The following is a 26,517-nucleotide window of genomic DNA, read 5'->3' as shown; positions in this document are numbered from 1 at the left end:
ACTTATTAACTCCATAATTATCAACGCATTACAAGAAACCAGCGGGCCTGAACAAGGTCATCGCAAACCACTTGGGTGCAAGTCTGCACTTCACTGGTGCAGCACCCTACGTTTTTCCTCAAAAATGCCTTATATCAGCCACTGGCAAACCAGCAATAGCGCCAATAGCACCGACACCGCCTGCCAGAATCGCACAGGTTGCCGCTCCAGCAGGGACAAGCTGGATTGTCTGGCCAATAGTCGGCCACTGGGCTGAGTCAGGTCCTGTGCAAATTCAGACAGAGCGGCATAACGCTGGCGCGGTTCAAAGCGGGTGGCTTTTTGCAGGACTAAATCCAGCCAGGCAGGCAGATCCGGCCGGTGTGCCGTCAGGCTGTGATAACGTCGCGACGTGACTTTGTCCTGGCTGCTACGAGACAGTGCGGGGGCGGAAAAAGGCAGCTTGCCGCTAAACAGTTCATAAAGCAGTACCGCCAGCGAGAATTGATCGCTATACATGCTCGCCTGCTGCCCCAATAAGCATTCGGGTGCGCTGTATTCCATCGCGCCCCGCGGCTCGTCCGCTCGCACAGCGGCTCCGGCTTCCTGCCAGCCCGCCACTTGCACAGCCCCAAAGTCCAGCAGGGTTAACTGGCCTTGCACACCGATGATGATATTGTCCGGGCGTAAATCCCGGTGCACCATCCCCTGTCTTTGCAAGACTCTGAGCACGTCTACCAGTTGCGTAAATATTGGTCTGATTTGCCCTAAGGTCGGACTGGGATGGTCTTGCATCCACTGGCGCAGTGTCTGCCCCGGCAGATATTCGCAAAGATGGTAAAGAAAACGACTGGGCGGTGCGGGGTACATTTTCATAATGCCTTTGTGCTGCAGCCTTGTCGCCACCCATTGTTCTTTGATAAAGCTATCCAGATAGACGGCATCGTCGTCATGGTTAAGTGCCGGCGCTTTAAGCACCAAAGGGCAAGGCCAGTCTTTATGGCTGACCAGATAAACATGACTGCGCATACCATGATGCAAAACCTGGCGCACCACAAAACCATCCAGCGTCATGCCCTTTTGTAACACCGGCGGAATAACCTTCGAGGTGAGTTGAGACAATATTTCCTGCTCATCTTGCTGTGGCAGACTGTTAATCCGCAGCAACAGCGCACTGATATTATCCGCACTGCCGGCCGTCAGCGCGGCGTCCACTATGCTCTGCGCCCCGGCTTCCAGATCACTTTGCAGATTGCCAAGCAGCGCTTTAAGGCGCACATCCGGCAAGACATCATGCACCCCATCGGTGCATAGCAGGAATACGTCACCTGGCTTAAGATCGGTCTGGCGATAGTCCACTTCCACATAGTTGTCCATGCCCAGCGCCCTGCACAGCGGCATAGGTGGCCGGTTCAGCCGGTGGTCAATTGTCAGCAGCTCAAGCTCCGCACCCCGGTAGCGGTAAATACGGCTGTCTCCCACATGCAGCATATGTGCGGTATTGGACTTACAAATCAGGGCGCTGAAAGTGGTTAACATGCCCATCTGACCTGGTGCCTGGCGACCATGATGATACAGCCAGTTATTCAGTGATGTCAGAATACGGGCGGCACTGGTTTTAACCGGCCAGCTGTCGGGCGTGCTCAAATAGTCCTGAATAAAATGCTGCACACTTAACTGTGCCGCTTGCTGGCCCTGCCCGGTATGGCTGGCCCCGTCGGCAATGCAGGCCACCCCACCTTTGATTTGCAGCAACCAGCCACTGGGTAAATGGGCGGCAAAGGCATCGTCGTTGATGACTTTCTGCCCGGCTAGGCTGGCACCACCAAAACACAAGTCCAACTTGCCAGTTGTATTAGCCTGGCTCTCGGGGTTAGCCAGGCTCACTGCAGGTGCGTTGCTCATGACAGGGTGATCAACTCTACCGAACCATCTTCACGAACTTCGGCCATATGTCCTTTAGGTTCATCCATCAGCAGCAGTACCATAAACCCCAATACTGCCGTGGCCGCAATCACCATAAAGAAACTGGCATAATCCACCAGCGACAACACAGTTAAGTAGGTAACCGCGCCGACATTACCATAGGCACCTGTCATACCGGCTATCTGGCCGGTCAGGCGGCGCTTAATCAGCGGCACAACAGCAAACACCGCGCCTTCGCCAGATTGCACAAAGAAAGAGCAAAGCATAACCGCCAGAATGGCCCAGTGCAGCCGCCAACTGCTATCGACCTGGCTCATCATAAGGTAACCCAGCGCCAGTCCGCCGGTGAGGATCAGCAAGACGGATTTTCGGCCAAAACGATCTGACAACCAACCGCCGGCAGGTCGGGACATCAAATTCATAAAGGCATAAGCCGATGCCACCATACCTGCCACTAACGGCGCCAAGGCAAAGGTTTCGGCAAAAAACAACGGCAACATGGACACCACTGCCAGCTCCGAGCCGAAGGTGGCAAAGTACAGGATGTTCAACACTGCCACCTGTTTAAAGGAATAACGGTGCAATTCCGGCACTGGGGTTGAAAACACCGACTTATTCACCCGCCAGACTTGCTGCACTTCGATGCCATACAATACCCCCAGCCCCAGATAAGCCAGCAGGCAAAAACTGTCAGGCAGCAGGCCAACACCGCTGGCAGAGAGTTTCCAGATCAAAAGAGCCAATGCGCCATACATAGGTAGCTTCATAATCAGCAGCAGAAAAAAATCCTGCCGACTGGTCACTTCCATGGCCCCACTTTGGCGTGACTTAAAATACGTTGCCCCCTTGGGGGTATCAGAGACATTGGCATAATACACAAAGGCAAAAACCAGACTCAGCAGGCCGGTCAGGCCGATGGCATAACGCCAGCCTGCATCGCCGCCAAACAGCAAGGCCAACGCGGGTAAACTGAAAGCAGCGGCGGCCGACCCAAAGTTACCCCAACCGCCATACACCCCTTCGGCTGTGCCTAACTCATGGCTGGGAAACCATTCACTGACCATGCGAATGCCAATAACAAAACCGGCGCCAATAAAGCCCAGCAAAAATCTGGCAATGGCGGCCTGAATAAAATTGTCTGCCAGGGCAAAGGCCAGACAAGGTAACGAACAGACCGCCAGCAATACAGAGTACACCCGTCTTGGCCCATACCTGTCGGTCAGCATGCCTATCACGACTCTGGCTGGGATGGTCAGCGCCACATTCAGGATCAACAAGGTTTTAATCTGCTGACTGTCCAGCCCCAGGTCGACAGCAATGGCCTGTAACAAGGGCGCATGGTTGAACCACACTAAGAAGGTAATAAAAAAAGCCATCCAGGACAGATGTAATATCTTCATCCTGCCCTTGAACGACAATAAGTTAAATGTGTCTGCTGATGTCATTTTTCACTCCCGCATCCCGCCATACCCAGGCTGCCCGGCTATATTGAGTTCAAAAAAAAGCCCAGAGGCCGTGCTATGCACAGCGCTCCGGGCTTCGTTGCCTTGTCGGTGGCAGGCGTCATTGCCAAACGACCGACTCACTAAGTTGTTAAACCAACAGACCTGGGCCTGATTGGCGGTGGCGGTATCTTATTGTTATTGGGCCTGGCGGCTCTGATTATTATTGTTGCCGTTGCAGCGTCTTTGCCGCGATACCAGTGCCATGTCCGGCAATTCCCATTGGCGGAGTTGTACCGTTCCACTTGTTGCCTGACAGCTAATGCAGATTGAATGCCAGAATATTTTTTGTATATTTATCATAAAGTTATAATAATTCACTGTCACAGGTTAGGGAGCAACTTGTCGGTTTGAGTGCAACCTTGCCCCGCGTCAGTGCAATCAAGCGTTCAGCTTGTCGGCAAATACTCCTTGATAGAGATCGGCCCGGTACACCTCGGCCGCAATATTCTGACCGGCAATATTCTGTTGCAGCTGTCCAGATGACTGCATATGAGACAAAAACCACTCTGCATAGCCAGGGTTGGGACAATTGTCCGGCGTCTCGCCAGAGCTAGCAAACCGGTTGTAGGCCGGTATATACCTGGGCGCCACCGACTCCTGCACCAAACAACTGCCCAGTAAAGCGGGTGCCACGACATCCAGATCGGCATGCAGGTATGCCTCATCACACAGTATTCGCGCAGCTTCGAAGCGATTGGGCACTAATGCCAGCCAACGACAGGCCATATCCAATGCCTGTAACAAGGCCTGGCAACTGTCGGGATTATGTGTTTGCCAGCTTTGCAGCATCCCCAACACTTTTTCTGGCATATCCGGCCAGATATCACAGGACGTGACCACCGTGACCCCCAACCCTACCCTGACGGCCTTGGCATTCCATGGACCACCGACACAGTAACCATCGACACTGCCTTCATGCAAAGCAGCCACCATACTGGTGGGCGGGATCACCTGAATGTCCACATCCTGCCCAGGTACAATTTGCCCGCTGCGCAGCCAGTCGCAAAGCTGATAGAAATGACAACTAAAGGGAAAAACCGTGGCAAAACGCAGTTTACTCTGCCCGGCTTTTTGCCGCTGACGGATCACGGCTCGCAAGCTTTCGGCTGGCAACGGCATAGCTGGGGCTCGGCAGGACATTGCATTCAGACTGGTAACCTGTTGATACAAGCGCTCGGACAGCGTAATACCATTGCCGTTGAAACTCAGCACAAACGGCGTGATAAATTGGCGTTGCGTGCCCCCCAACCCAAGCCGACTGGCAAGTGGCATCGGCGCAAGCATCTGTGCCGCATCCAGCACACCTGCATGCAACTTATCCCGCAAGGTCGCCCAGGAGTTTTGCCGCCTGAGGTTAACCTGTATGCCACATTGCGCAAAGAAACCCAGTTCCTTGGCGACGACCAATGGCGCACTGTCGGTTAAGGGCATAAAACCTATTTCAAGCGGCGCTTTGTCAGTTGTAGACATCTATTTAATCCAATGTGTTAAATAAAGAAATCAATGTTCTGGCGACATCTTCCATTTTTTGTCCGCTGTCCATGGCCATTTTGCGCAGGCTGCTGAATGCTTGCTGTTCGGTTAAGGACTTTTGTGTCATTAACAGGTGTTTGGCTTTGTCTATCAAACGGCGGGAGTCCAATTTACGCTTGGTTTCGTCCAACTCTTGTTTAAGATGCTGAAACTGGTTGAAGCGCGCGACCGCCGCATCCAGAATTGAGCGCACCCGGCTGCTACTGACATCTCCCACCACATAGGCACTGACGCCGGATTGCACAGACTGATTGATAAGTCCGGTGTCCTCCTGATCGCAGAACATCACCACTGGTTTGGGGTTGAAGTTGGATAAGGTGCTCAGGCTCTCCAGAATATCCCGATCCGGTGACTCAATATCGATCACAATAATATCGGGTTTCAGCCTGTCCACCTCTTTTAGCAAGGCGGTGCGGGAGCTGACCAGATGCGACACCTGATAACGTGATTTATCCAATGCGGAGCGAAAGGCGGCTGCCCTGTCCAAGTCATCGTCAATCAGCAGAATATCCAGTGGTTTTTCTAAACACGCATCGCTTGACGGCATTCAATATGATTAACTGAAAAATAGTAGTGAGGCCTTCGCAAAATGCGCACCACTTTGTTTTTAGTCTTTAAAATCATAGTGCTAAGGCAATTCTTCCACCAAAGTAACGCTATTAACGATAGATTCCATACGCTTTCGCACCAGTTCGGTGCACACAATGCCACCAATGCGACAAAAAGGGGATTTTCTCAATTAAAGCCCGGCATGCTTGGGAGGCGAATGTGGTATAACAACGCTCCGATATTTGACGATCTGCCCAAATGAGCCTGAACCACGAAATCCGCCAACTCGTTAAGCTAGCCTGGCCGCTGTTAATTGCCCAGGTCACCCAAACACTGATGGGGGTGTCGGATACCATTATGGCTGGCCGGGTGTCGGCGACCGATATGGCGGCAGTGGCCATTGCTGCTAGTGTGGTGATGCCCATTTTGTTCTTTTTGCAGGGTATTATTCTGGCCCTGCCACCTATTATTTCCAGGCTTAGAGGGGCCCGCAAACTGGATGAGATCCCGGAAAAAGGCCAGCAGACATTATGGCTGGCCCTGATGTTGTCCCTGCCACTGGCCTTGTCAGCGCCATTTGTGCCTAATTTGCAGGGGCAGTTGAATATGGAGCCACAGCTTCAGCGCATCACCCTGGAATACGTTCAGTATTTACTGGTGGGCGCACCCTTTTTTGCCGCCTATCAGGTATTCAGGCAATACTGTGAAGGTCTGTCTGTTACCCGCCCCAGCATGGTGATTATGGCCATTGGCCTCTTGGTCAATATTCCCGCCAACTATGTATTTATTTACGGCAAGTTAGGCGTGCCCGCATTTGGTGGGGCCGGTTGTGGTATCGCCACGTCTTTGGTGTTTGCCGCCATGATGCTAAGCACCTGGTTATATACGCACTATTCAGCGTCCATGCGCCGCTTCCATCTGTTTCAAACCTGGTATGCACCGCGTCTGGGGGAAATCAGCGAAATACTGAAATTGGGTGTGCCCATTGCGCTGACCATATTATTTGAAGTGTCACTGTTTGCGGTGGTTGCCCTGTTGCTGGCCCCCTATGGCGCTACGATGGTGGCAGCCCATCAGGTGGCGCTAAGCCTGTCCTCATTAATGTTTATGGCACCACTGAGTATTGGCCTTGCTTTAACCATCCGGGTCGGCTTCCTGCTGGGAGAGGAGCAGCCATTAAACGCCAAACGCGCGGTACAGGGTGCCTGGTTGGTGGGTATGTGCTCAGCGATACTCACAGCTTCCCTGTCGTTTTTCTTACGCTATGAAATTGCCGGTTTGTACAGTACCGACCGACAAGTAGTGGAAATGGCCGCCGATTTGATGTTCCTGGCCGCGGTTTTTCAGTTTTCAGATGCCATTCAGGTCATTTCAGGCTGTGCCCTGCGTGGCTATAAAGATGCCAAAGCCATGTTCTTAATCAGTTTTGTTTCTTACTGGGTGATTGGCCTTAGCACCGGCTGTATTCTGGGTCTGACAGACTGGTTGGTGCCGCATATGGCCGCCAGCGGTTTCTGGATTGGCTTTATTGTCGGTCTGACCTCGGCAGCGGTATTCTTAGGCTGGCGTCTGGCCTATATTCAACGGGAACAAAGGCCGGCGCTGGCATCAATGGGGTAAAACATGTACTACTTACTGATTTATCAGCTTTCTGACGACTACTTGCAGCGTCGCCCATTGTTTCGTGATGCCCATATTGCCCTGGCTAAAAAGGCCACCAGCAAGGGCCAGCTGCTGGCTGGCGGTGCGCTTGCTGAGCCAGTGGATCAGGCCGTGCTGCTATTTAAAAGTGATTCAGCTGAAGTGGCTGAGGCATTTGCCAGACAGGATCCCTATGTAGTCGCGGGATTGGTGACGTCCTGGCAAGTTCGACCATGGAACATTGCCATAGGTGCAGGACTGCCAGCCATCACCTTTCCCTGATGCTCAGGGGCCTGGGTCCCTGCCACTTCTTAACCATCCGGTCACTGAAATGCGACTGTTGGGAATGCCCGGCTGTACGCGGGATACCGCATGAGGTATCGGCACCTTAAACAGCGACAAACAATTTAGCTCGGGAGAAAATCGTTCGGTGACCTGCCCATCCTGGTCATAAAACTCCAGCATACCGCCCCAACTTTCCTGCCAGTTATCGGTCAGACTCAAGACAAAGGCTGCCACCCTGGCTTTTCCCTCTATCGCATCATCATGCAGCTCAAGAAAATGGCCACTGCGATAACAGGTCAATTGCGCATCGGCAAAACCTATGTCAGGGGCTTGTAAAAGCTCACGCATGTCGTTTAAGAAAGCATCACTATTGAGGCTACTGAATAACCGCGCCAGCTGCGGGGTCGCAGCTAACTGCCCGGCATGCCATTTGTCATACACCGGGTAGTTTTCAAATAAATAGGTAAAGCCTGGCTCCTCTGCCAGGCGTTGCTGAAACTCATGCAGTTGCGCTTGTGGCAGCATCTGCATAGCATTGGCATCCAAATCCAGATGTCGTCCCTGCATGCGGGTGACCAGATTCCAGTTGTTTATCCGGGCAATTTCCTGATGCAGGGCTGCTAAGTCCTGCTGTGTTAAGACAGCAGGTAACCGAACCCGCCCTAGCTTGTCCATATCGCTACGGGCTGCTGATACGTCACACTGTAACTGCATATTGCTGACGTCCTTGTGCTGTGCTTAAGGGTTTTTCACCACGTCAACAAAGTATTCTTCCTTGCCATTCACTTCTTCACGCACCAAGCCATGCACGTCGGTTTCAAAACCCGGGAAGCGACGATTGAATTCGCGCACAAACTTCAGGTAATTGACTATGGTCTTGTTGTAGCATTCACCGGGAATCAGCAGCGGAATACCCGGAGGATACGGCGTTACCAGCATGGCGGTAATACGCCCTTCCAACTCATCAATAGATACCCGCTCAACGTTACGATGGGCCATATGTGACCAGGCGTCGGCTGGGGTCATGGCCGGTATAAAGTCGGATAAGTACATATCCTTGGTGATCCTGGCTACATCAAATTCTTTATATACCTGATGGATTTGCTGGCACAGATCCTTCAACCCTACCCGTTCGTAGCGCGGATGTTTGGCGGCAAACTCCGGCATAACCCGCCAAAGTGGCAGGTTTTGGTCGTGATCGTCTTTGAACTGCTGCAATTCAGTGACCATCGAGTTCCACCTACCTTTGGTGATACCGATGGTAAACATAATAAAGAAGGAATACAGACCGGTCTTTTCAATAATAATGTTATGTTCGGCCAGATAGCGCGTTACGATGGCGGCCGGAATACCAATTTCATCAAAGCGCCCGTCCATATCCAGTCCGGGGGTAATAATAGTAGCCTTGATGGGGTCGAGCATATTAAAGCCGGTGGCAATATTACCAAAGCCATGCCATTCATCCGATTCCTTAATTACCCAGTCTTCCTGTTTGGGTACGCCGTCACCGGGCAGCTCATCTGGTCCCCACACTTTAAACCACCAGTCTTCGCCAAATTCGTCATCCACCTGACGCATGGCATGACGAAAATCGATGGCTTCGGTCAGGGATTCCTGCACTAATGTGCGCCCCCCTGGCGGTTCCATCATGGCCGCGGCCACATCACAAGAAGCAATAATGGCGTATTGCGGACTGGTAGAGGAGTGCATCAGATAGGATTCATTAAAACGGTGTTTATCCAGTTTACGGGTATCGCTGTCCTGCACCAGAATTTGTGATGCCTGGGAAAGACCTGCCAGCAACTTATGGGTGGATTGGGTGGCAAACACCAGCGGATCGCTGGAGCGCGGCCGGTCCTGAGCGATGGCATGCATATTGTGGTACAGCTCGTGGAACGCCGCATGGGGCAACCAGGCTTCGTCAAAATGCAGGGTATCGATACTGTCGCCCAGTACGTCTTTAATCTCTTCCACGTTATACACAATGCCGTCATAGGTACTTTGAGTGATGGTCAAAATACGCGGCTTTTTATTGGCGGCATTACGGGCAAAAGGGTTGGCGGCAATCTTTTTGGCAATGGTTTCAGGCAAAAACTCTGACTTGGGAATGGGTCCGATAATGCCGTAGTGGTTGCGGGTCGGCATTAAAAATACCGGAATGGCACCGGTCATAATAATGGAATGCAAAATCGATTTATGGCAGTTGCGGTCCACTACCACGATATCCCCCGGCGCCACCGTGCTGTGCCAGACAATCTTATTGGAAGTCGAGGTACCGTTGGTCACAAAGAACAGATGATCACAGCCAAAAATCCGCGCCGCATTCTGCTCACTGGCGGCCACCGGGCCGGTATGATCCAGCAACTGGCCAAGCTCATCCACCGAATTACAGACATCGGCACGCAACATATTCTCACCAAAGAACTGATGGAACATCTGCCCCACCGGGCTTTTCAAAAATGCCACGCCACCGGAATGACCTGGGCAGTGCCAGGAATAGGAGCTGTCGCTGGCGTATTCCATCAGGGCATTGAAAAATGGCGGCGCCAGGGCATTTAAGTATTTGCGCGCTTCGCGAATGATATGCCGGGCCACAAATTCCGGCGTATCTTCGAACATATGAATAAAGCCGTGCAGTTCGCGCAAAATATCATTGGAAAAATGCCTGGCGGTCTTGGTTTCACCATACAGAAAAATGGGAATATGCGCGTTGTGGCGACGTACTTCACGAATAAAGCCTTTAATCGCCATCAGTGCCTTGGCAACGGTTTCGTCTGTGCCGTCTTCAAATTCTTCATCGTCAATCGATACAATAAAGCAGGACGCGCGGCTGGACTGCTGAGCAAAAGAGGTTAAATCACCGTAGCTGGTAAATCCCACCACCTCCATGCCTTCTTTGTCGATGGCGGTCGCCAGATCGCGAATCGCCGAGCCGGAGATATTTTCAGAACGAAAGTCTTCATCAATGATAACGATGGGGAAACGAAACTTCATCGGCGCTCCAAAGCCAGGGAATTATGCTGCCCAGTATAGCGCTGTCTGCTGTAATTACAGAGAATTTGTAGGTAAGTATTTAAAATAGCTGCATAAAAAAGCGGAGCCTGGGCTCCGCCTTAGTTCCGCTGTCAGGATTTAGCAGAGCTCGACGGCCATGGCCGTGGCTTCGCCACCGCCTATGCACAACGAGGCCATACCGCGTTTCAGCCCACGATTTTTCAGGGCATGAATCAAGGTCACCAGAATACGGGCCCCGGAAGCGCCAATGGGGTGACCCAGCGCACAGGCACCACCGTTAACGTTCACTTTGGCCTCGTCTAATTGCAACTGGCGAACCGCCAGCATGGTCACCATGGCAAAGGCTTCGTTAATTTCGAACAGGTCCACATCACTCGCCTGCCAGCCCAGCTTATCCAGCAACGTTTGCATGGCGCCCACAGGGGCAACGGTAAAGTTTTCCGGTTCAATGGAATGAGTGCTATGGCCCAGAATGCGCGCCAAAGGGGTTAAGCCCAGCGACTGTGCCTTGGCTTCGCTCATCACCACCAATGCCGCTGCACCATCCGATATAGAGCTGGAGTTGGCAGCGGTAATCGTGCCGTCTTTTTTAAAAGCCGGCTTAAGGTTAGGAATTTTTTCCGGCATAGCGTTACCCGGGCCTTCGTCCTGACTCACCTCAATATCGCCTTTGCGGGTGCAGACAGTCACCGCACTGATTTCATGCAAAAAGGCACCTGACTCAATGGCCTGCTTGGCTTTGGATAATGACGACAAAGCAAAGGCGTCCATTTTTTCCCGGGTCAGATCTTCTTTGTCGGCGGTGTCCTGGGCAAAGCAGCCCATGGCCTTACCGTCATAGGCATTCTCCAGACCGTCCAGCATCATATGGTCTAACACCTGTCCGTGTCCCATGCGATAACCGCTTCTGGCCTTGGGCAGCAGGTAAGGGGCATTACTCATGCTTTCCATGCCACCGGCCACGGCAGTGCTAATGGAACCGGCTTTAATCAGGTCGTGCGCCAGCATCACCGCTTTCATGCCCGAGCCGCATACCTTGTTAATGGTGGTGACACCGGCAGACAGCGGTAATCCGGCCTTGATAGCCGCCTGACGGGCCGGTGACTGGCCAAGACCCGCTGGTAAAACGCAGCCCATAATCACTTCTTCCACATGCTCAGCGCCGACACCTTGAACGGCGCTAGCAATGGCATTGGCACCCAGTTCTGTAGCGCTTAGGGCTGACAGGCTGCCAAGAAATCCCCCCATAGGGGTGCGTTTAGCAGCAACGATAACGATTGAATCCTGGCTCATGTTTAATCCTCTTTTCTGCATAGCGGTGTATATCTGGCTCAGTTTACTGCACCGGCAGACGGGGCTGCCATAAGTCTAACGTACAGCTAACTGAACAATATCGTCTGGCGTCATCACCCCGATGATAGGCACGCGGTTGTTGACGCCTTGTTACTGTTACTTTACCTTTAGGTTAACTTACAGCTTACGTAAACGTAAAGTCGCATGACCACCAACCCGACATTCAGTATTGGCGAACTGGCAAAAGAATTTGACATTACGCCCCGCTCCATCCGTTTTTATGAAGAGCAAGGCCTGCTGGAACCCGACCGTAACGGCCAGGTACGCATCTATCAGAATAAAGACAGGGTGCGGCTTAAACTGATTCTGCGCGGTAAGCGTTTGGGCTTTTCCCTGGCAGAAACCAAAACCCTGTTTAACCTTTACGACAGTGATCAGAACTCTAAAGCGCAGAATCAGGTCATTCTGGAAATGATTACTGACAAACGCGCGGTATTGAATCAGCAACTGGAAGATATTCGTATGCTGATGAACGAACTGGATGATTTGGAAGAACGTTGCCGCGCCGAGCTGGAACAACAATTAAGAGGAAAACTCGCATGAATGCCCCCTACCCTACAATGAATTTTGGCCTGGGCGAAGACATCGATATGCTTCGCGATCACGTGTATGCCTTTGCACAGGGTGAAATTGCCCCATTGGCCACCCAGGCAGACGAAGACAATGCCTTCCCTAACGCGCTTTGGCCCAAGCTGGGTGACATGGGTTTACTGGGCGTCACCGTCTCTGAGCAATATGGTGGTGCCGACATGGGCTATCTGGCACATGTGGTGGCCATGGAAGAAATCAGCCGGGCCAGCGCCGGTATCGGCCTGAGCTACGGCGCTCACTCCAACTTGTGTGTTAACCAGATCTATAAAAACGGCAATGACACACAACGGCAAAAATACCTGCCTAAACTTATCAGTGGTGAACATATTGGCGCCTTGGCTATGAGCGAACCCAATGCCGGCTCGGACGTGGTGAGTATGAAACTGCGCGCCGAGAAAAAAGGTGATCGCTACATTCTTAACGGCAACAAAATGTGGATCACTAACGGACCTGATGCCCATACCTTTGTGATTTATGCCAAAACCGATGTCAGTGCCGGACCTAAAGGTATTACCGCCTTTATTGTGGAACGTGGCACACCAGGATTCAGCCAGGCTCAGAAGCTGGACAAGTTGGGCATGCGCTCTTCCAATACTTGTGAACTGGTGTTTGAGGACTGTGAAGTACCGGCAGAGAATATTCTGGGCCAGGAAGGCGGCGGCGTGCGGGTGCTGATGAGCGGCCTGGATTATGAGCGTTTGGTGCTGTCCGGTGGCCCCCTTGGCATTATGCAGGCTTGTATGGATCTGGTGGTGCCCTACATTCATGACCGCAAGCAATTCGGCCAGAGTATTGGTGAGTTCCAACTGGTGCAGGGCAAAATAGCCGATATGTACACTCAGATGAATGCGGCCCGCGCCTATGTCTACACGGTAGCCAAGGCCTGCGATCGGGGTGAAACCACCCGCAAAGATGCCGCAGGTGCTATTCTCTATTCGGCAGAGCTGGCCACTAAAATGGCGCTGGATGCCATTCAGTTGCTGGGCGGCAATGGTTACATCAATGAGTTTCCGGCGGGCCGGCTACTGCGCGATGCCAAGCTGTATGAAATCGGCGCCGGTACGTCCGAGATCCGTCGTATGTTGATTGGTCGCGAGCTGTTTAAAGAATCTATGTAGGTCGGAGGCCAACACCACAATATTGATTTGCTCATTTTTGCAACCTTTGCCGGTATGGGTTGGATTAACCTCCGGCTCGCAAGTGAATCATTGGCTGGCTGTCGGGTTAACCCCCGACCCACTGAGGGAGAGGCTACATGCCCAGGATAGAATCGAAAATAAACACAAAAAGCCAGGAATTTGCCGTTAATGCCGAGCATATGCAGGCTCAGGTAAACGAGCTGCGTGAAAAAATTGCACAAATCCGCCAGGGGGGTGGTGAACAGGCCAATAAGCGCCATACCGATCGCGGTAAGCTATTGCCCCGTGAACGTATTAATGCTTTGCTTGACCCCGGCGCGCCCTTTCTGGAGCTGTCACAACTGGCGGCGCTGGACGTCTATGAGGATTATGTCCCTGCCGCTGGCATTATTGCCGGAATTGGCCGGGTGTCTGGCACCGAATGTATGATTGTGGCCAATGATGCCACTGTAAAGGGCGGAACCTATTATCCGCTGACGGTGAAAAAGCACTTACGCGCCCAAAGCATTGCCGAACAAAACAACTTACCTTGTATTTACCTGGTGGATAGTGGCGGTGCCAACCTGCCACGCCAGGATGAGGTGTTCCCTGATAAAGACCATTTTGGCCGTATTTTCTATAACCAGGCCAACATGTCGGCGGCCAATATTCCGCAAATTGCCGTGGTGATGGGCTCCTGTACCGCAGGTGGTGCTTATGTACCTGCCATGGCGGATGAATCTATTATTGTCAAAGAGCAAGGCACTATCTTTCTGGGTGGACCACCACTCGTTCGTGCCGCTACGGGTGAAGTGGTGACGGCCGAAGAACTGGGCGGCGGCGACGTGCATTGCCGCACATCAGGGGTGGCGGATTATCTGGCTAACAACGATCATCATGCCCTGAAACTGGCCCGCGATGCGGTGGCCAGGCTGAACCGGGTCAAGCCAGTGAGCCTGAATCTGAGTCAGCCACAAGATCCCATTTATGACGCCAGAGACATCTACGGCATTATCCCCAAAGACAGTCGTCAGCAATATGATGTGCGCGAAATCATTGCCCGAATTGTCGATGGTTCAGAATTTGACGAATTTAAGGCCTTGTACGGCAGCACACTGATTTGTGGTTTTGCGCGCATCTTCGGCTATCCGGTAGGCATTGTCGCTAATAACGGGATACTTTTCAGTGAATCTGCACAAAAAGGTGCGCATTTTATTGAGCTCTGCGCCCAGCGCAAAATCCCCTTGGTGTTTTTACAAAATATCACCGGTTTTATGGTGGGGAAACAATACGAGGCAGGCGGTATCGCTAAACATGGTGCCAAGATGGTAACCGCGGTGGCCTGTGCCAAGGTGCCTAAATTCACCATCCTGATTGGCGGCAGTTTCGGTGCGGGTAACTACGGTATGTGTGGCCGTGCTTACGATCCTCGCTTCTTGTTTATGTGGCCCAATGCACGTATTTCGGTGATGGGTGGTGAACAGGCCGCAGGCGTATTGGCGCAGGTTAAACGCGATCAGAAAGAGCGCAATGGTGAAAGCTGGAGCAAAGAACAAGAACAAAGCTTCAAGCAACCCATTATTGATGATTATGAACATCAGGGTCACCCCTATTATGCGTCGGCCAGGCTTTGGGACGACGGCGTAATTGACCCGGCGGATACCCGCCAGGTGCTGGGCTTATGCCTGTCCGCTTCATTAAACAACCCCGTGGAGGACACCCGTTTCGGGGTGTTCCGTATGTAAGGAGGCTGATATGTCTGATGTACTCTACAATCTGGATGCCAAAGGGGTGGCTACCATTACCCTTAATCGTCCTGAAAAACACAATGCCTTTGACGATCAGCTGATTCACCACCTTACCCAGCTTTTTAAGCAGGCTGGCGACGATCCCAAGGTACGGGTGGTGGTACTGGCAGCCAACGGCAAAAGTTTTTGCGCCGGTGCCGACGCCAACTGGATGCAGCGCATGGCGTCCTACAGTTTTGAGGAAAACGTCGCCGACGCCAAAGCTTTGGCCATGATGCTACATACCCTGAATTTTTTGCCCAAGCCCACTATCGCCAAAGTACAAGGGGCAGCCTACGGCGGCGCGGTAGGCTTGATAGCCTGTTGTGATATGGCCATTGGCAGCAAACTCAGTAAGTTTTGTCTGAGTGAAGTAAAGCTTGGCTTAATTCCAGCCACGATTAGCCCTTATGTTATTGATGCCATGGGCAAACGGGTAGCCAGACGCTATTTCACCACCGCAGAAGTATTTTCGGCCCGTCGGGCCAGACGCCTTGGTCTTTTAAGCGAAGCGGTAACCGAAGAAGAACTGGATGAAACCGTGGATAACCTGGTTAGCCATATTCTGCATAACAGTCCCGATGCTGTGGCAGCCGCCAAACAGCTGATATTTGACGTTACCGAACCCAGTGACGATGAAGAACTGATGGAAAAAACCAGTCTGCGTATTGCCACCGTCAGAGTATCGGAACATGGACAGGAAGGGCTGCAGGCCTTTTTGCAAAAACGTCGGCCTAACTGGTATCAGGAGTGAATATGCTGATCAAACTTTTAATCGCGAACCGCGGTGAAATCAGCTGCCGCATTATCAAAACCGCTAAGCGCATGGGCATCCATACGGTGGCGGTTTACTCCGATGCCGATGCCGATGCCTTGCATGTACAAATGGCAGATGAAGCGGTGCATATCGGCCCTGCTCCCTCTAAGGACAGTTACTTGCAGGCCGAACGTATTATTGAAGTGGCCCGTAAGGTGGGCGCCGACATGATTCACCCGGGTTACGGCTTTTTGTCAGAAAATGCCGAGTTTGCCCGTTTGTGTGAAGACAACCAGATCATATTTGTCGGCCCGCCCGTGCCGGCCATTGATGCCATGGGCTCAAAATCCGCCGCTAAAAAGATCATGGAAGCGGCAGGTGTACCGCTGGTACCAGGCTATCATGGCGAGGATCAGTCCCCGGCGCTACTTAAACAGCATGCCGATAAGATGGGTTATCCGGTGCTGCTAAAAGCAGCCGCAGGGGGCGGTGGCAAAGGCATGCGCCAGGTTCATCGCGCCGAAGACTTTGATGATGCGCTGGCCGCCGCTAAGCGTGAAGCCATGGCCGGATTTGGCGACGAGCATATGCTGGTGGAAAAATACCTGACGCAGCCACGCCATGTGGAGATCCAGGTATTTTGTGATATGCACGGCAATGGCGTGTACTTGTTTGAGCGTGATTGCTCGGTACAGCGTCGCCATCAAAAAGTCATAGAGGAAGCCCCCGCACCGGGCATGACCGAAGCGCTGCGCACACACATGGGCGAAGCAGCGCTCAAAGCCGCTGCGGCCATTGGTTATGTGGGCGCGGGTACCGTCGAGTTTTTGCTGGATACCGATGGTCGTTTCTATTTTATGGAAATGAACACCCGTTTGCAGGTGGAACACCCGGTTACCGAAATGATTAGTGGCCAGGATCTGGTGGAATGGCAACTGCGGGTAGCCAGTGGTGAAGAGCTGCCCCTGAAGCAAAGCGAACTGCAGATTAACGGCCACGCCTTTGAAGCAAGAGTGTATGCAGAAGATCCGGACAACGAATTTTTGCCCGCCACGGGTTCACTAAACTTCTTACAGCCACCGGATGAATCTGACTATGTCAGAGTGGATACCGGGGTGCGCCAGGGTGACAAGGTATCGGTGTACTATGATCCGATGATTGCCAAGCTGATCGTCTGGGATGAAGATCGCCCCAAAGCGCTGCGGCGCCTGGTTAAGGCCTTATCTGAATACCGGGTCAGGGGCGTCACCACCAATATCGACTTTCTGTACAACCTGGCCAATACCAAAGCCTTTAAGCAGGCACAGTTGGATACCGGTTTTATTGATAAAAACCAGAGCGAAATCTTTATCAAAGATAAGGGCGACATTGCCAGCTTACTGCCTTTGGCGGCCCTGTATTTGGTGCTGAATCAGGAACATAGGCAACTGTCTTTGACGCAGAACAGCCAGGACCCTTTCAGTCCCTGGCAAAGTCTCAGTGCCTGGCGCGCCAACGAAAGCCATGAACAGCAACTGGATATTCAGATCCACGATACCTTGCACCAGGTTAAAGTTCTGCAGTTGAATACGGCTGCCCAGTCACTTTATCAAATCAGTGGTGAAGGCTTCTCGGTTCAGTGTCAGGGGCATATTGAAGGGGATATGCTGACCGCCATCATTGATGGGCACCGGCAAAAAGTCACCTTCAGCAGCCAGGGTGCCGACGACGAGGAAGGATGCTCATTGTACACCCAACACAGTGCGCTGCATTTTCGCCATATTTTGCCAGACCTGGGCTTACTGGACGGTGATGCCCATGGCACAGGTCTGACGGCGCCAATGAACGGCACTATTGTGAATCTGATGGTTAAGCCCGGTGAACAGGTGAGCAAGGGGCAGGTACTGGTGATTATGGAAGCCATGAAAATGGAACATAGCCTCAAAGCCCCTTCTGCCGGCAAGGTGGTGGAGTTTTTCTATCAGCCAGGCGAACTGGTGGATGGCGGTGCGGAGCTGGTTAATTTTGAGGCCAGTGAAAACTAATCACATGGCTGCTGACATCACAGAGATGCCGCATGCTCTTATGTGCCATCTCTGTGCGTTTGGATTACGGTGTATTAATAAACTGTTATGTACCCAAGAAAAGTTAAAATCGTAGATGTAGGGCCACGCGACGGCCTGCAAAATGAGAAAGGCACTATTGCCCTTGCTGATAAAATCCACCTGGTGGAGAGTCTGGCCGACTGTGGCCTGCCGATGGTAGAGACCGGTAGTTTTGTGTCACCTAAATGGGTGCCGCAGATGGCCGACAGTGCCCAGGTGTTTAAAGGAATTCGTCGCAAAACCGACGTGGTCTATTCCGCTTTAACCCCAAATATGCAGGGATTTAATGCGGCCCTTGAAGCGGGGGCGGATGAGGTGGCCATTTTTGCAGCTGCCTCCGAGCGTTTCAGCCAGAAGAATATCAACTGCAGCATTGAAGAAAGCTTGCAACGGTTTGCGCCGCTGATGGAGGCTGCCAGAGATAAAGGGCTCAGGGTACGGGGCTATGTATCCTGTGTGCTGGGTTGCCCTTATGAAGGCGATATTGATCCACTAAAAGTGTTAAACGTCAGCAAGCAGCTATTGGCGATGGGCTGCTACGAGGTATCGCTTGGCGATACTATCGGCGTAGGCACCCCACTAAAAACCGCCCGGCTATTGGAATTGCTGGTAAGGCAGATCCCGGTGGAGCAGTTGGCGGTGCATTTCCATGATACCTATGGCCAGGCTCTGGCCAATATTCTGATCGCCTTACAGCACGGCATTGCGGTACTGGACAGCTCGGTGGCCGGTCTGGGTGGATGCCCTTATGCCAAAGGCGCATCAGGCAATGTGGCAACCGAAGACGTAGTTTATATGTTGCAAGGTATGGGCATCGACACCGGCATTGATCTGGATAAGCTGGTTGACGCCGGGCACGCCATTACCCAGGCACTGGGCCGCGACAATCAATCTAAAGTTGCGCAGGCAATACTGGCCAAGCGAACTTAAAACAAAGCGGCTTTTACTCCTTAAGCCGCTTAAATCTGGCCAAAGGTGCCATTCTGGCCTTATTCAGGCTCAGGCTATCGCCACTGAGACTATAGTTGTCCACTTTTTCCAGCATTTGCATAAACTGCCCTTCCAGTGTCAACTGTGGGCAGGCCATCATAGTTGTAGCCAGATTACTAAAGCGGATTTGCATTCCCTGCCCTATTTCGGCACCACCAAACAGGCGGTTACAGCCAGCAAAACCACTTACCTTACCGTCGTCGTTAAACACCAAATGAGGTGGTACATCCAGGGTCACTTTCTGCCCGCTTAATTCGACCAGTTGCCATTTTCCAGAAAGTTGAGACTGTGAAGTCTCTGAATCCACCAGATTTGAGTTACTGCAAGCGCACAAGGTCAGGCACAAGGCTAAGGTTCTAATAATCAACTTATTTTTCTCCTATTGATTTAATCAAGTTACTTATACGGCGACATACTTAAAAAATGGCCTCAGTCAATCAAACTAAGAAAGTAACCCCTTCCATTCTAACGCATTTTCTTAAACACCGAATCGTTCAACTTTTAAACAAACATATTTAAGCAGAAATAATGATATAACTATTCCATCATCTTCCCAACCGAACCAAGCGCCTCTAAAGAACACCTATCTTTTTGATTTTATAAACCTTTTAAACCACCCATCATTTCGTATTAAATCCAGTCTCATATGTGAATAAATGTTGCTATTCACGCAGATACTGTTACTTTCTTACTCAATAGGGATGCCTTTTGGGCCATTCGGAGCAGGAATAAGGAACAGTGTTCGTTGGAGCAAAGCTTAACGTTCAACAAACTGTTTTACCGAATAAAAAATTAATGTTTTATTCATTTGGCCGATAAATATGACGCATCCCGGAATCCAGATTATTCCGCGGTGTGATAACAAACAGATAACCTTTAGGAATCACGAAAATGACTAAACTTCACGCAATAGCAAAAGGTTTGGGTGCAACTCTGTTATTGGCCAGTGCTAGCACTGCATTTGCAGAAACCGTAAACGTTCCTGCTACGCTGACAGTAGACAACACTATCGATTTTACCACCACCGGTACACTGGACTTCGGTACAGTACGTGCGACGCCAGATAACACTACCGCGGCCAACTGTGTTGGCCTGACTATGCCAGCCAACCCAGCACTGGCCCTGAATGCTACACTGGGTACAGCTGGCGCGGTCGCTTGTACCGCTGCAGGTACCTCTGTTCTGCAAGCAGTTGGTGGCACACCTACCCGCCCAGAATTCTCTATTGCCGGTGTCGCAGCATTTACCACCTTGACACTGACGCTGCCGACTACAGTAGATCTGACGACCACTGCCCCTGCTGGCTCTCCAATTTTCCGTCTGGTTGATTTTACCGCTTACAGAACCTCTGGCACACCTGCGGCTGTGACTACCACAGTGCAGGTTGATGGTTCAGGTAATGCGACATTCAATGTTGGCGCCACCCTGCTGACTGATCCAGGCACACCCACTACATCTGCCTATGAAAATGCCGCCTATACTGGCAACTTCGATGTTCAAGTAGCATTCTAAAGCTATTGCTTCGACCTGAGCGAAGGCTATCATTTGAGAGCCCTTCGTATCAGGTCGAAGGTATAACGAGCATCATGCTTTCACGTTTCTCGGGGCCGCTTTGGCTGCTTGTTTTTTTTAGCAGCGGTCTTAAGGCTGATTTGCTAACAGATGCCAATTTTTATTTTGGCCGTATCGCTATTACCAATAATTCCATTGTGAGCACAACAACAGTGCCCGTTAACGGAAATCAAACCTCAACCAATCATATTCTGGTCATAGAACCCGGCCAGCCGGGCGTTTATACCCTGACGGATTTACCACCATTTGCCAATGTCTCCGTATCTGCAGATGTGCCTGCATTTTCAAGTTCTCCTCTGCCAGGTACCGAGCAGTTTACTATCACGGCGGTGGACATACCTTCAACGCTTAAAGCAGACGCAACAGGCTCAGTGCAATTTAAAATGGGGGGGACAATTGCCACATCAGGAACAGGCGGAAGTTATGTCAGCCCGGCAGACTATATGATTGTAATAAATATAAATATTACTTATTAAGCAAAGGATTAGTGGATGAATTTCCTCAACACTCTCAGTAAGCTTGTGGTTCTGTTTTTCTGTCTGAGTAGCGCATTTACCAGCGAAGCCAACCTGCTTATTTATCCCACCAGAGTAACATTCGGTGAAAATGACAGAATTAAAGAAATTACCCTCACTAATACTTCCAAGACCACCAATACGTACAGGTTGGAATGGATGGAAAAACGCGCGAAACCTGAGGGTGGCTATGTGGACCTGACCGCAGAAGAAGCGTCATCATTTCCGATTGCCAGCAACATGTTACGTTACTCGCCACGCCAGGTCACATTGAAGCCAGGCGAGCGGCAAGTCGTCAAGCTTTCAATCCGCCGCCCAAGAGGCCTGGCGGATGGAGAGTTCCGCTCACATTTAAATTTTAAAGCCCTGCCCCCACCAACCACAGCAGAGAAAACAGGCCAAACCAGCATGAAAATAAATCTGGTAATGAGCTTTGCCATTCCTGTCACAGTTAAAATAGGCAAACTGGATGCCACCCTAAATGTCTCTGACGCAAAAATAAAACTTAACGCCAACAAAACCTCGGGAGAGGTGTTATTGCAACTGCAAAAGCAGGGAATACATTCAGTATTGGGCGAAATACATGCCTATTGGCAACCCCGTGGTGGCAAGGAAGAATTACTGGCCCGTGCCAGTGACTTCAGCATGTGGGCAGAATTAAGCCAACTTAATGTTAACCTGGGCTGGCAAAACAACGAATTCACAGCCGCTGACGGCACCCTTCGTATAGAATATAAAGGAGTACGTGAGTTTTCCGGGCAATCCTTTATCAATCAGAGCATAAACATTAAAAAAACAGATATTATTCAACTTACACAATGACGCTTACAGGCGTCTTTGTGTGAGGACAAACCGGCTAAGCCGCTACACTCGTTAAATTGCAGCACTATCTGATAACGCGCCAGTGAAAGAAGAAAGATAAAAAATGGCAAATCATGGGGAATCACTAAGAGCGGCCTTGCTAAGCGGCACCATTTTGATGTCACTGTGCTTACCTTCTGCTGCGATTGCCTTGCAAGCATCCGAACAGACCAAGCAATTGCTCAAACAATTGCGAAGCAAATACACAGCATATAAAACCAAAGCGCCAGGCGTAGAAACAGCCATACCAATAGATGAATTACCTCAGTCCACTGCCCTGGCTACCAATGGACAACAAAGCACAGAGCAAAGTCGATTCGCAGAAGGAGAGGAATTGCTGCTGTCGATGTCAGTTGAAGGTATTAATCTGACCGACGTGCTGGCCTATAAAAGTAAAACGGGTTACAAGTTGGGCCTGAGTGAATTTTGCCAGGTTGTTGACTTGGCAATTACCGTTGATGCCGAATCAGGTATTGCGCAAGGTTGGTATCCAACACAAGAGACAGCATTCAGAATTTCGCCATCTGAACAAGGTACTTTGCAAGTCTCCCTCAATAACCAAAGCCTATCCTTGAGTGAAGACGAATATATTGCCTTGTATGGGGATCTGTTTGTAGAACTTGAGAATCTGGCGAGGTGGTTTGATTTTAGTTATCAAATTAATGAGGGGCGATTAACGCTGGACCTGAATTCAAACCGCCCTTTCCCGATTGAACAGCGTCTGGCCAGACAAAATAGAGCCTTACCTCCTGGCCAGAGTGCCTTTGAGTCAGTTATGCCACTAAAGCCGTCAGGCTATCAGGTGTTTTCACCGCCACTATTGGATGTTCAGCTTTCCGCTAAGCGCGCGAATAGCGGTTCATCCGGCAGCTATTCCATATTGTCCAGCCAAGATCTGGCGTATTTCAACAGTCAGGTGTTTCTGGCTGGTGTGAATGGTGATTTATTAAAAGAAGCCAGGCTAAGGTTATCACGCCAATCCGATAAACAGGATTTACTCGGCCCGCTTCGCGCCAGTGAATATTCTTTCGGTGACATTACTCCAGTCAACATCGGTGTGGGGTCAACACAAGGGCTCAGTCGCGGTTTCAGCATGACCAATGCAGGTGAGGGCCAGTTAGCAGACAATCGCCGGGTAAATTTAACCGGAGAAATTCAGGTTGGATGGGATATCGAGCTTTATCGAAATGGTGTATTGATAGACAGAAGGCTGGCAGTAGACAGCGGAAGGTATGAGTTCAATGATGTCGAATTGTCATTCGGCAACAATGCCTTTGAATTGGTCTTTTATGGTCCGCAGGGACAAATAGAAACACGCACAGAGTCTTATACCGTTAATGCAAACTCGGTAGCCACCGGCCAGGGGCTTTACCAATTCTCGCTGGTTGACTCTAATCGAACTCTACTTGGCATTAATGATGTGATAAACGACCCCGGTCAATTGGGGGTAAATGCTAGTGCCGTTTTTGACTATGGTATCACCGACTGGTTATCGGCTGGTGCAGGGGTATCCTGGTTTCGCCCTGATGAAGGGCAGACACAGCAGCAGTTTACGTTGCGGGCAAATGTCGCGTTCCCGTCAATTGGCCTGTTAAACAGTATTATGCAAGTGGATGAAAACAATAGACAAAGTATGGCGCATACGTTTCGTACTCGCGTAGGCAGTACGGCATTAGATTTCGGCTTCAAACAGGACGGGGTCACGGATGAGAACGGCACTGATTTGGGCAATACCAATACTTACACGCTAAGAATGAGTGGCGAGCTGTTTAAACAAAGTAGCCTGCCAATAAGTTACGAAAACAGCTGGATAGATGCCCGTTATGCAAGTGGTAACAGTTTACAGACCATACAGAATTCTCTGGGGATCAACGGGCGGTTTGGTGCAATCTCACACGGCTTGATCTGGCAAAAATCTGACCTGGAAGATAGCTCATCAGATGTTGCCGACGATACAACCCTAACGGGCAACTTGGTTTATCGCAGAAATATTGGCCAACTTTTCACCCGCTTGTTTGCAAGTTACGGTATCAAACCCGACGCTGAGTTACAGTCGTACGGTGGTTCAGTCATTTACCCCTGGTCAACCTCCCTCAATTCAGAACTGCGTTATACCCATGACAAATTGTTCGACCGTTCGCAATATGATTTGCGTCTTAATTGGCGCAAAGCACTTTTTACATTAAGCAGTGCTGCCTCCTATTCAGATGCAGACAGTTGGTCTGTCAATATGACCGCCAGATTTAGTCTTGGTTACGACCCGGCAGAAGGCAACGTGTTTGGCTCGTCGCGGGCCATGGCGCAGTCCAGCGCGGTGGCTGTCAGAGTATTCGAAGATCTGGATCTGGATGAACAGTATGACGAAGGAGAACCGCTGCTTGAAAATGTGCGGGTAAAAGCGGCACAAGCCTATCGGCAAGGCGTGACCAATTCGTCGGGGGTCGCCATGCTTACATCCTTACCCAATAATCGCAGAACAGACATTGTAGTTGACAGGGGCAGCTTCTATCACCCGTCAATGCAACCCAGCAATACCGGCGTCGCGATTGCAACCAGGCGAGGATTTGTTCAACAAGTAGATATTCCCGTCTTCAAGGCCGGTGAATTAGACGGTATGGTATATCTGAAGGATACCGATGGCACTGAGCAACCCGCTGCACATATGCGTCTACAGTTGGTTAATCAGGAGGGTGATGTCGTAGCAAGCAGCAGAAGCGAATATGATGGTTACTACTTGTTTGAAGGAGTAAAACCAGGAACATACCGTATTCAGGTAGAGCAGGCGCTCCTCGACAGGCAAGGATTAAAGCAGGACCGAGGCAAATTAGTCAGATTTTCCAGTCGCGGTGACCTGATTTCAGGGGCTGATTTTGTTCTGGCCCCGCTTGAAACCGCCAGTGGCTACGTCGCCAGTGCGGGGCAGTTTCATTCACCCGGCATTCTCAAGCTTTACTACCAATTGCTGAAAAAGCGGCTGGGCGATGTCACCGGACAAGCCCCATTTTATATTAAATCACAGGACAGTGAACAATATGTACTCGGCCTGGCGTACCTGGAAGGCGACAAAGATGCGTCCACGCGTATCGCAACACTTTGCCAACAGGTTCAACAGTTGAGCATTCCCTGTCACGTGGAATACCACAATTTCACCTACTAACCCGGAGCAGGATAATGAAAATCAGGCCCAATAACTTATCTCTGCTGCCTTTGGTTGGCATATTTACCCTGATGGCCTGCCAGTCGGCCCCCAGTCCACACCCCGATGACGCCAATGCCGAGCAGGAACAGTTGAAAGCGGAACTTGCCATCCTCAAACAGAAACAACAGAAATACGATGCAGTGGTTGACGAATGGCAGGACATGCGAGAAGGCTTACAGAGGCTACTGGTTGTAGAAGAGGAACTGGGTCTGCTCATTGAGCAATTGGACAGAATGACGATGTCAGAAGATAACCAAGCGGCAAAACCACGCAGCGAACCAGTTCAGGTAGCCGCACAAAAAACATCCGACCAACAGGCATTAGAACAACGAGCGCCGCAAAGTGAATCGGCAGAGTCGTCCTCCGCTATACCAACTGCTGAAAAGTTTCGCCTGGAAAGTGATTTAACACCGCAATATGCCCTGCAGCTAACTGCTGTCACCTCTCCAAGCCGATTGAAAACCTTATGGCAGGATCTCCGCAATAAACATCCTATGCTGTTGGCCGAAATGCCAGCTAACTATGAACATGTGAAGGTTAAGAACACTGACTACTATAGGCTGAAGGTTGGTGCGTTTACTACCGAACAGGCAGCAACCAAGCATTGCACAGCGCTAAAAGCACAGGGGCTGAGCTGTATTGTTAACCAATACCACGCAGCTCCGCTGACTGGACTGGAACAGTGAATTACTGCAACTGCCCTAAATGACTGACCACAAAATAAGGGATCAAACCGCTCGCACTGGCTAACACAGCCTGGCTATTGTGTTCGAATACACGGGCATTCACTTCAATACCTGAAGGCCCGTAAATCAAGGTTCCGGATAAGACACAACAGTATTCAGCCTGGCGCACCTTGCGAGCGGTCCGGGAAAACACCAAATCACCTGTTTGCGTAATCATCACATTTCCCGTCGCTTTGCTCTCTGCGACAGGATAGCCTTGCTTGCGCATTTGTTGCATAAAGTTTTCAGCCAACTGATTACCCAGCATACTAGTGCTGCTCAGGCTGTCATCCAAATCGACAAATGAGGCAACCAATATGTTGCCCTCCAATGCCGCCAGTGCATGCTGGTCCATATCAAATACCATCTGTTCTACGTAGTCGGCCAAGCGCTTATGATGATAAGGGGGAACAAAACGCTTCCCCTCTGTCTGCCACTGTTCGTGAGTCATGTCAGCCACCGCATCCGCCATCGCATGGCATGCAGTCAGAGCCAGTAAGCAAGGTAAAAGCCGTTTCATAGATACCTCCTC

General features: G+C 51.0%; 22 protein-coding genes. 13 read left to right on the top strand and 9 right to left on the bottom strand.

Annotated elements, in window-relative coordinates; genetic code table 11:
* Positions 1-129 precede the first annotated feature (129 nt).
* From CSR04_RS04780 to CSR04_RS04765, 4 genes are all read right to left on the bottom strand, one after another.
* On the bottom strand, positions 130-1,884 hold the full coding sequence (locus tag CSR04_RS04780; RefSeq protein WP_102795118.1) for a bifunctional protein-serine/threonine kinase/phosphatase: 1,755 nt from the start codon (positions 1,882-1,884) through the stop codon (positions 130-132).
* Complete coding sequence (locus CSR04_RS04775) at positions 1,881-3,350, bottom strand: NarK family nitrate/nitrite MFS transporter (protein ID WP_102795117.1); 1,470 nt, start codon at positions 3,348-3,350, stop codon at positions 1,881-1,883. Before CSR04_RS04775 ends, CSR04_RS04780 begins: the two co-directional genes overlap by 4 nt.
* Positions 3,351-3,788: 438 nt before the next feature.
* On the bottom strand, positions 3,789-4,880 hold the full coding sequence (locus tag CSR04_RS04770; protein WP_102795116.1) for a CmpA/NrtA family ABC transporter substrate-binding protein: 1,092 nt from the start codon (positions 4,878-4,880) through the stop codon (positions 3,789-3,791).
* A 4-nt stretch (positions 4,881-4,884) separates the two neighbouring features.
* Positions 4,885-5,490 (bottom strand): ANTAR domain-containing response regulator, encoded by a 606-nt coding sequence (locus CSR04_RS04765; RefSeq protein ID WP_102795115.1) that lies wholly within the window; start codon positions 5,488-5,490, stop codon positions 4,885-4,887.
* A gap of 260 nt (positions 5,491-5,750) precedes the next feature.
* On the opposite strand from CSR04_RS04765, the gene CSR04_RS04755 reads away from it, so the two are divergent.
* Together CSR04_RS04755 and CSR04_RS04750 are read left to right on the top strand one after the other, a co-directional pair.
* On the top strand, positions 5,751-7,112 hold the full coding sequence (locus tag CSR04_RS04755) for an MATE family efflux transporter (RefSeq protein WP_102795113.1): 1,362 nt from the start codon (positions 5,751-5,753) through the stop codon (positions 7,110-7,112).
* Positions 7,113-7,115: 3 nt separating this feature from the next.
* A complete protein-coding gene (locus tag CSR04_RS04750) occupies positions 7,116-7,415 on the top strand; it encodes a YciI-like protein (protein ID WP_102795112.1) in 300 nt (99 codons plus the stop codon).
* A gap of 3 nt (positions 7,416-7,418) precedes the next feature.
* Here the strand turns inward: CSR04_RS04750 and CSR04_RS04745 are convergent, their stop codons facing one another.
* The 3 genes from CSR04_RS04745 to CSR04_RS04735 all read right to left on the bottom strand — a co-directional run bounded on the left by CSR04_RS04745 (position 7,419) and on the right by CSR04_RS04735 (position 11,726).
* Entirely contained in the window at positions 7,419-8,132 is a 714-nt protein-coding gene (locus CSR04_RS04745) for a 2OG-Fe(II) oxygenase (protein ID WP_102795111.1), read from the bottom strand.
* A gap of 24 nt (positions 8,133-8,156) precedes the next feature.
* Positions 8,157-10,412, bottom strand: a complete 2,256-nt coding sequence (locus tag CSR04_RS04740) for an arginine/lysine/ornithine decarboxylase (protein WP_102795110.1) — start codon at positions 10,410-10,412, stop codon at positions 8,157-8,159.
* Positions 10,413-10,550: 138 nt separating this feature from the next.
* Positions 10,551-11,726, bottom strand: a complete 1,176-nt coding sequence (locus tag CSR04_RS04735) for an acetyl-CoA C-acyltransferase (protein ID WP_102795109.1) — start codon at positions 11,724-11,726, stop codon at positions 10,551-10,553.
* A gap of 204 nt (positions 11,727-11,930) precedes the next feature.
* Here CSR04_RS04735 and CSR04_RS04730 point away from each other — a divergent pair, with 204 nt between their 5' ends.
* The 6 genes from CSR04_RS04730 to CSR04_RS04705 all read left to right on the top strand — a co-directional run bounded on the left by CSR04_RS04730 (position 11,931) and on the right by CSR04_RS04705 (position 19,053).
* Complete coding sequence (locus tag CSR04_RS04730; RefSeq protein ID WP_102795108.1) at positions 11,931-12,329, top strand: MerR family transcriptional regulator; 399 nt, start codon at positions 11,931-11,933, stop codon at positions 12,327-12,329.
* Entirely contained in the window at positions 12,326-13,495 is a 1,170-nt protein-coding gene (locus tag CSR04_RS04725; protein WP_102795107.1) for an isovaleryl-CoA dehydrogenase, read from the top strand. The genes CSR04_RS04730 and CSR04_RS04725 overlap by 4 nt, the downstream gene beginning before the upstream one ends.
* Before the next feature lie 137 nt (positions 13,496-13,632).
* The gene (locus CSR04_RS04720) at positions 13,633-15,240 is read left to right on the top strand and encodes a carboxyl transferase domain-containing protein (protein ID WP_102795106.1); all 1,608 of its coding nucleotides are present in this window, start codon (positions 13,633-13,635) and stop codon (positions 15,238-15,240) included.
* Between the two features lie 10 nt (positions 15,241-15,250).
* Positions 15,251-16,036 (top strand): enoyl-CoA hydratase/isomerase family protein, encoded by a 786-nt coding sequence (locus CSR04_RS04715; protein ID WP_102795105.1) that lies wholly within the window; start codon positions 15,251-15,253, stop codon positions 16,034-16,036.
* A gap of 2 nt (positions 16,037-16,038) precedes the next feature.
* Complete coding sequence (locus CSR04_RS04710) at positions 16,039-18,063, top strand: acetyl-CoA carboxylase biotin carboxylase subunit (RefSeq protein WP_102795104.1); 2,025 nt, start codon at positions 16,039-16,041, stop codon at positions 18,061-18,063.
* Positions 18,064-18,150: 87 nt separating this feature from the next.
* Positions 18,151-19,053, top strand: coding sequence for a hydroxymethylglutaryl-CoA lyase (locus CSR04_RS04705; RefSeq protein WP_102795103.1), 903 nt, complete (start codon positions 18,151-18,153; stop codon positions 19,051-19,053).
* Between the two features lie 13 nt (positions 19,054-19,066).
* Here CSR04_RS04705 and CSR04_RS04700 read toward each other — a convergent pair whose 3' ends face one another.
* Positions 19,067-19,480, bottom strand: a complete 414-nt coding sequence (locus tag CSR04_RS04700) for an META domain-containing protein (RefSeq protein WP_102795102.1) — start codon at positions 19,478-19,480, stop codon at positions 19,067-19,069.
* 524 nt (positions 19,481-20,004) lie between these two features.
* Between CSR04_RS04700 and CSR04_RS04695 the strand changes: the two genes are divergently transcribed.
* The 5 genes from CSR04_RS04695 to CSR04_RS04675 all read left to right on the top strand — a co-directional run bounded on the left by CSR04_RS04695 (position 20,005) and on the right by CSR04_RS04675 (position 25,946).
* A complete protein-coding gene (locus CSR04_RS04695; protein ID WP_102795101.1) occupies positions 20,005-20,625 on the top strand; it encodes a DUF4402 domain-containing protein in 621 nt (206 codons plus the stop codon).
* Between the two features lie 74 nt (positions 20,626-20,699).
* On the top strand, positions 20,700-21,161 hold the full coding sequence (locus tag CSR04_RS04690; RefSeq protein ID WP_102795100.1) for a hypothetical protein: 462 nt from the start codon (positions 20,700-20,702) through the stop codon (positions 21,159-21,161).
* 15 nt (positions 21,162-21,176) lie between these two features.
* Positions 21,177-22,022 carry a fimbrial biogenesis chaperone gene (locus CSR04_RS04685; protein ID WP_102795099.1) on the top strand — a complete coding sequence of 282 codons (846 nt, stop codon included), beginning with the start codon at positions 21,177-21,179 and terminating at the stop codon, positions 22,020-22,022.
* Positions 22,023-22,125: 103 nt separating this feature from the next.
* Positions 22,126-25,218: a carboxypeptidase-like regulatory domain-containing protein gene (locus CSR04_RS04680; RefSeq protein WP_102795098.1), complete on the top strand. Its 3,093-nt coding sequence runs from the start codon at positions 22,126-22,128 to the stop codon at positions 25,216-25,218.
* A 14-nt stretch (positions 25,219-25,232) separates the two neighbouring features.
* Positions 25,233-25,946 (top strand): SPOR domain-containing protein, encoded by a 714-nt coding sequence (locus tag CSR04_RS04675; RefSeq protein WP_102795097.1) that lies wholly within the window; start codon positions 25,233-25,235, stop codon positions 25,944-25,946.
* Position 25,947: 1 nt separating this feature from the next.
* Here CSR04_RS04675 and CSR04_RS04670 read toward each other — a convergent pair whose 3' ends face one another.
* Positions 25,948-26,505: a FlgO family outer membrane protein gene (locus CSR04_RS04670; RefSeq protein ID WP_102795096.1), complete on the bottom strand. Its 558-nt coding sequence runs from the start codon at positions 26,503-26,505 to the stop codon at positions 25,948-25,950.
* Positions 26,506-26,517: the final 12 nt, after the last annotated feature.

Origin of the sequence: Bowmanella denitrificans, assembly GCF_002887595.1 — a bacterium.
GTDB classification, from domain to species: Bacteria; Pseudomonadota; Gammaproteobacteria; order Enterobacterales; family Alteromonadaceae; genus Bowmanella; species Bowmanella denitrificans.
Note: the sequence above shows the minus strand (reverse complement) of the source record. Positions and strands in the feature narration are given on the sequence as shown.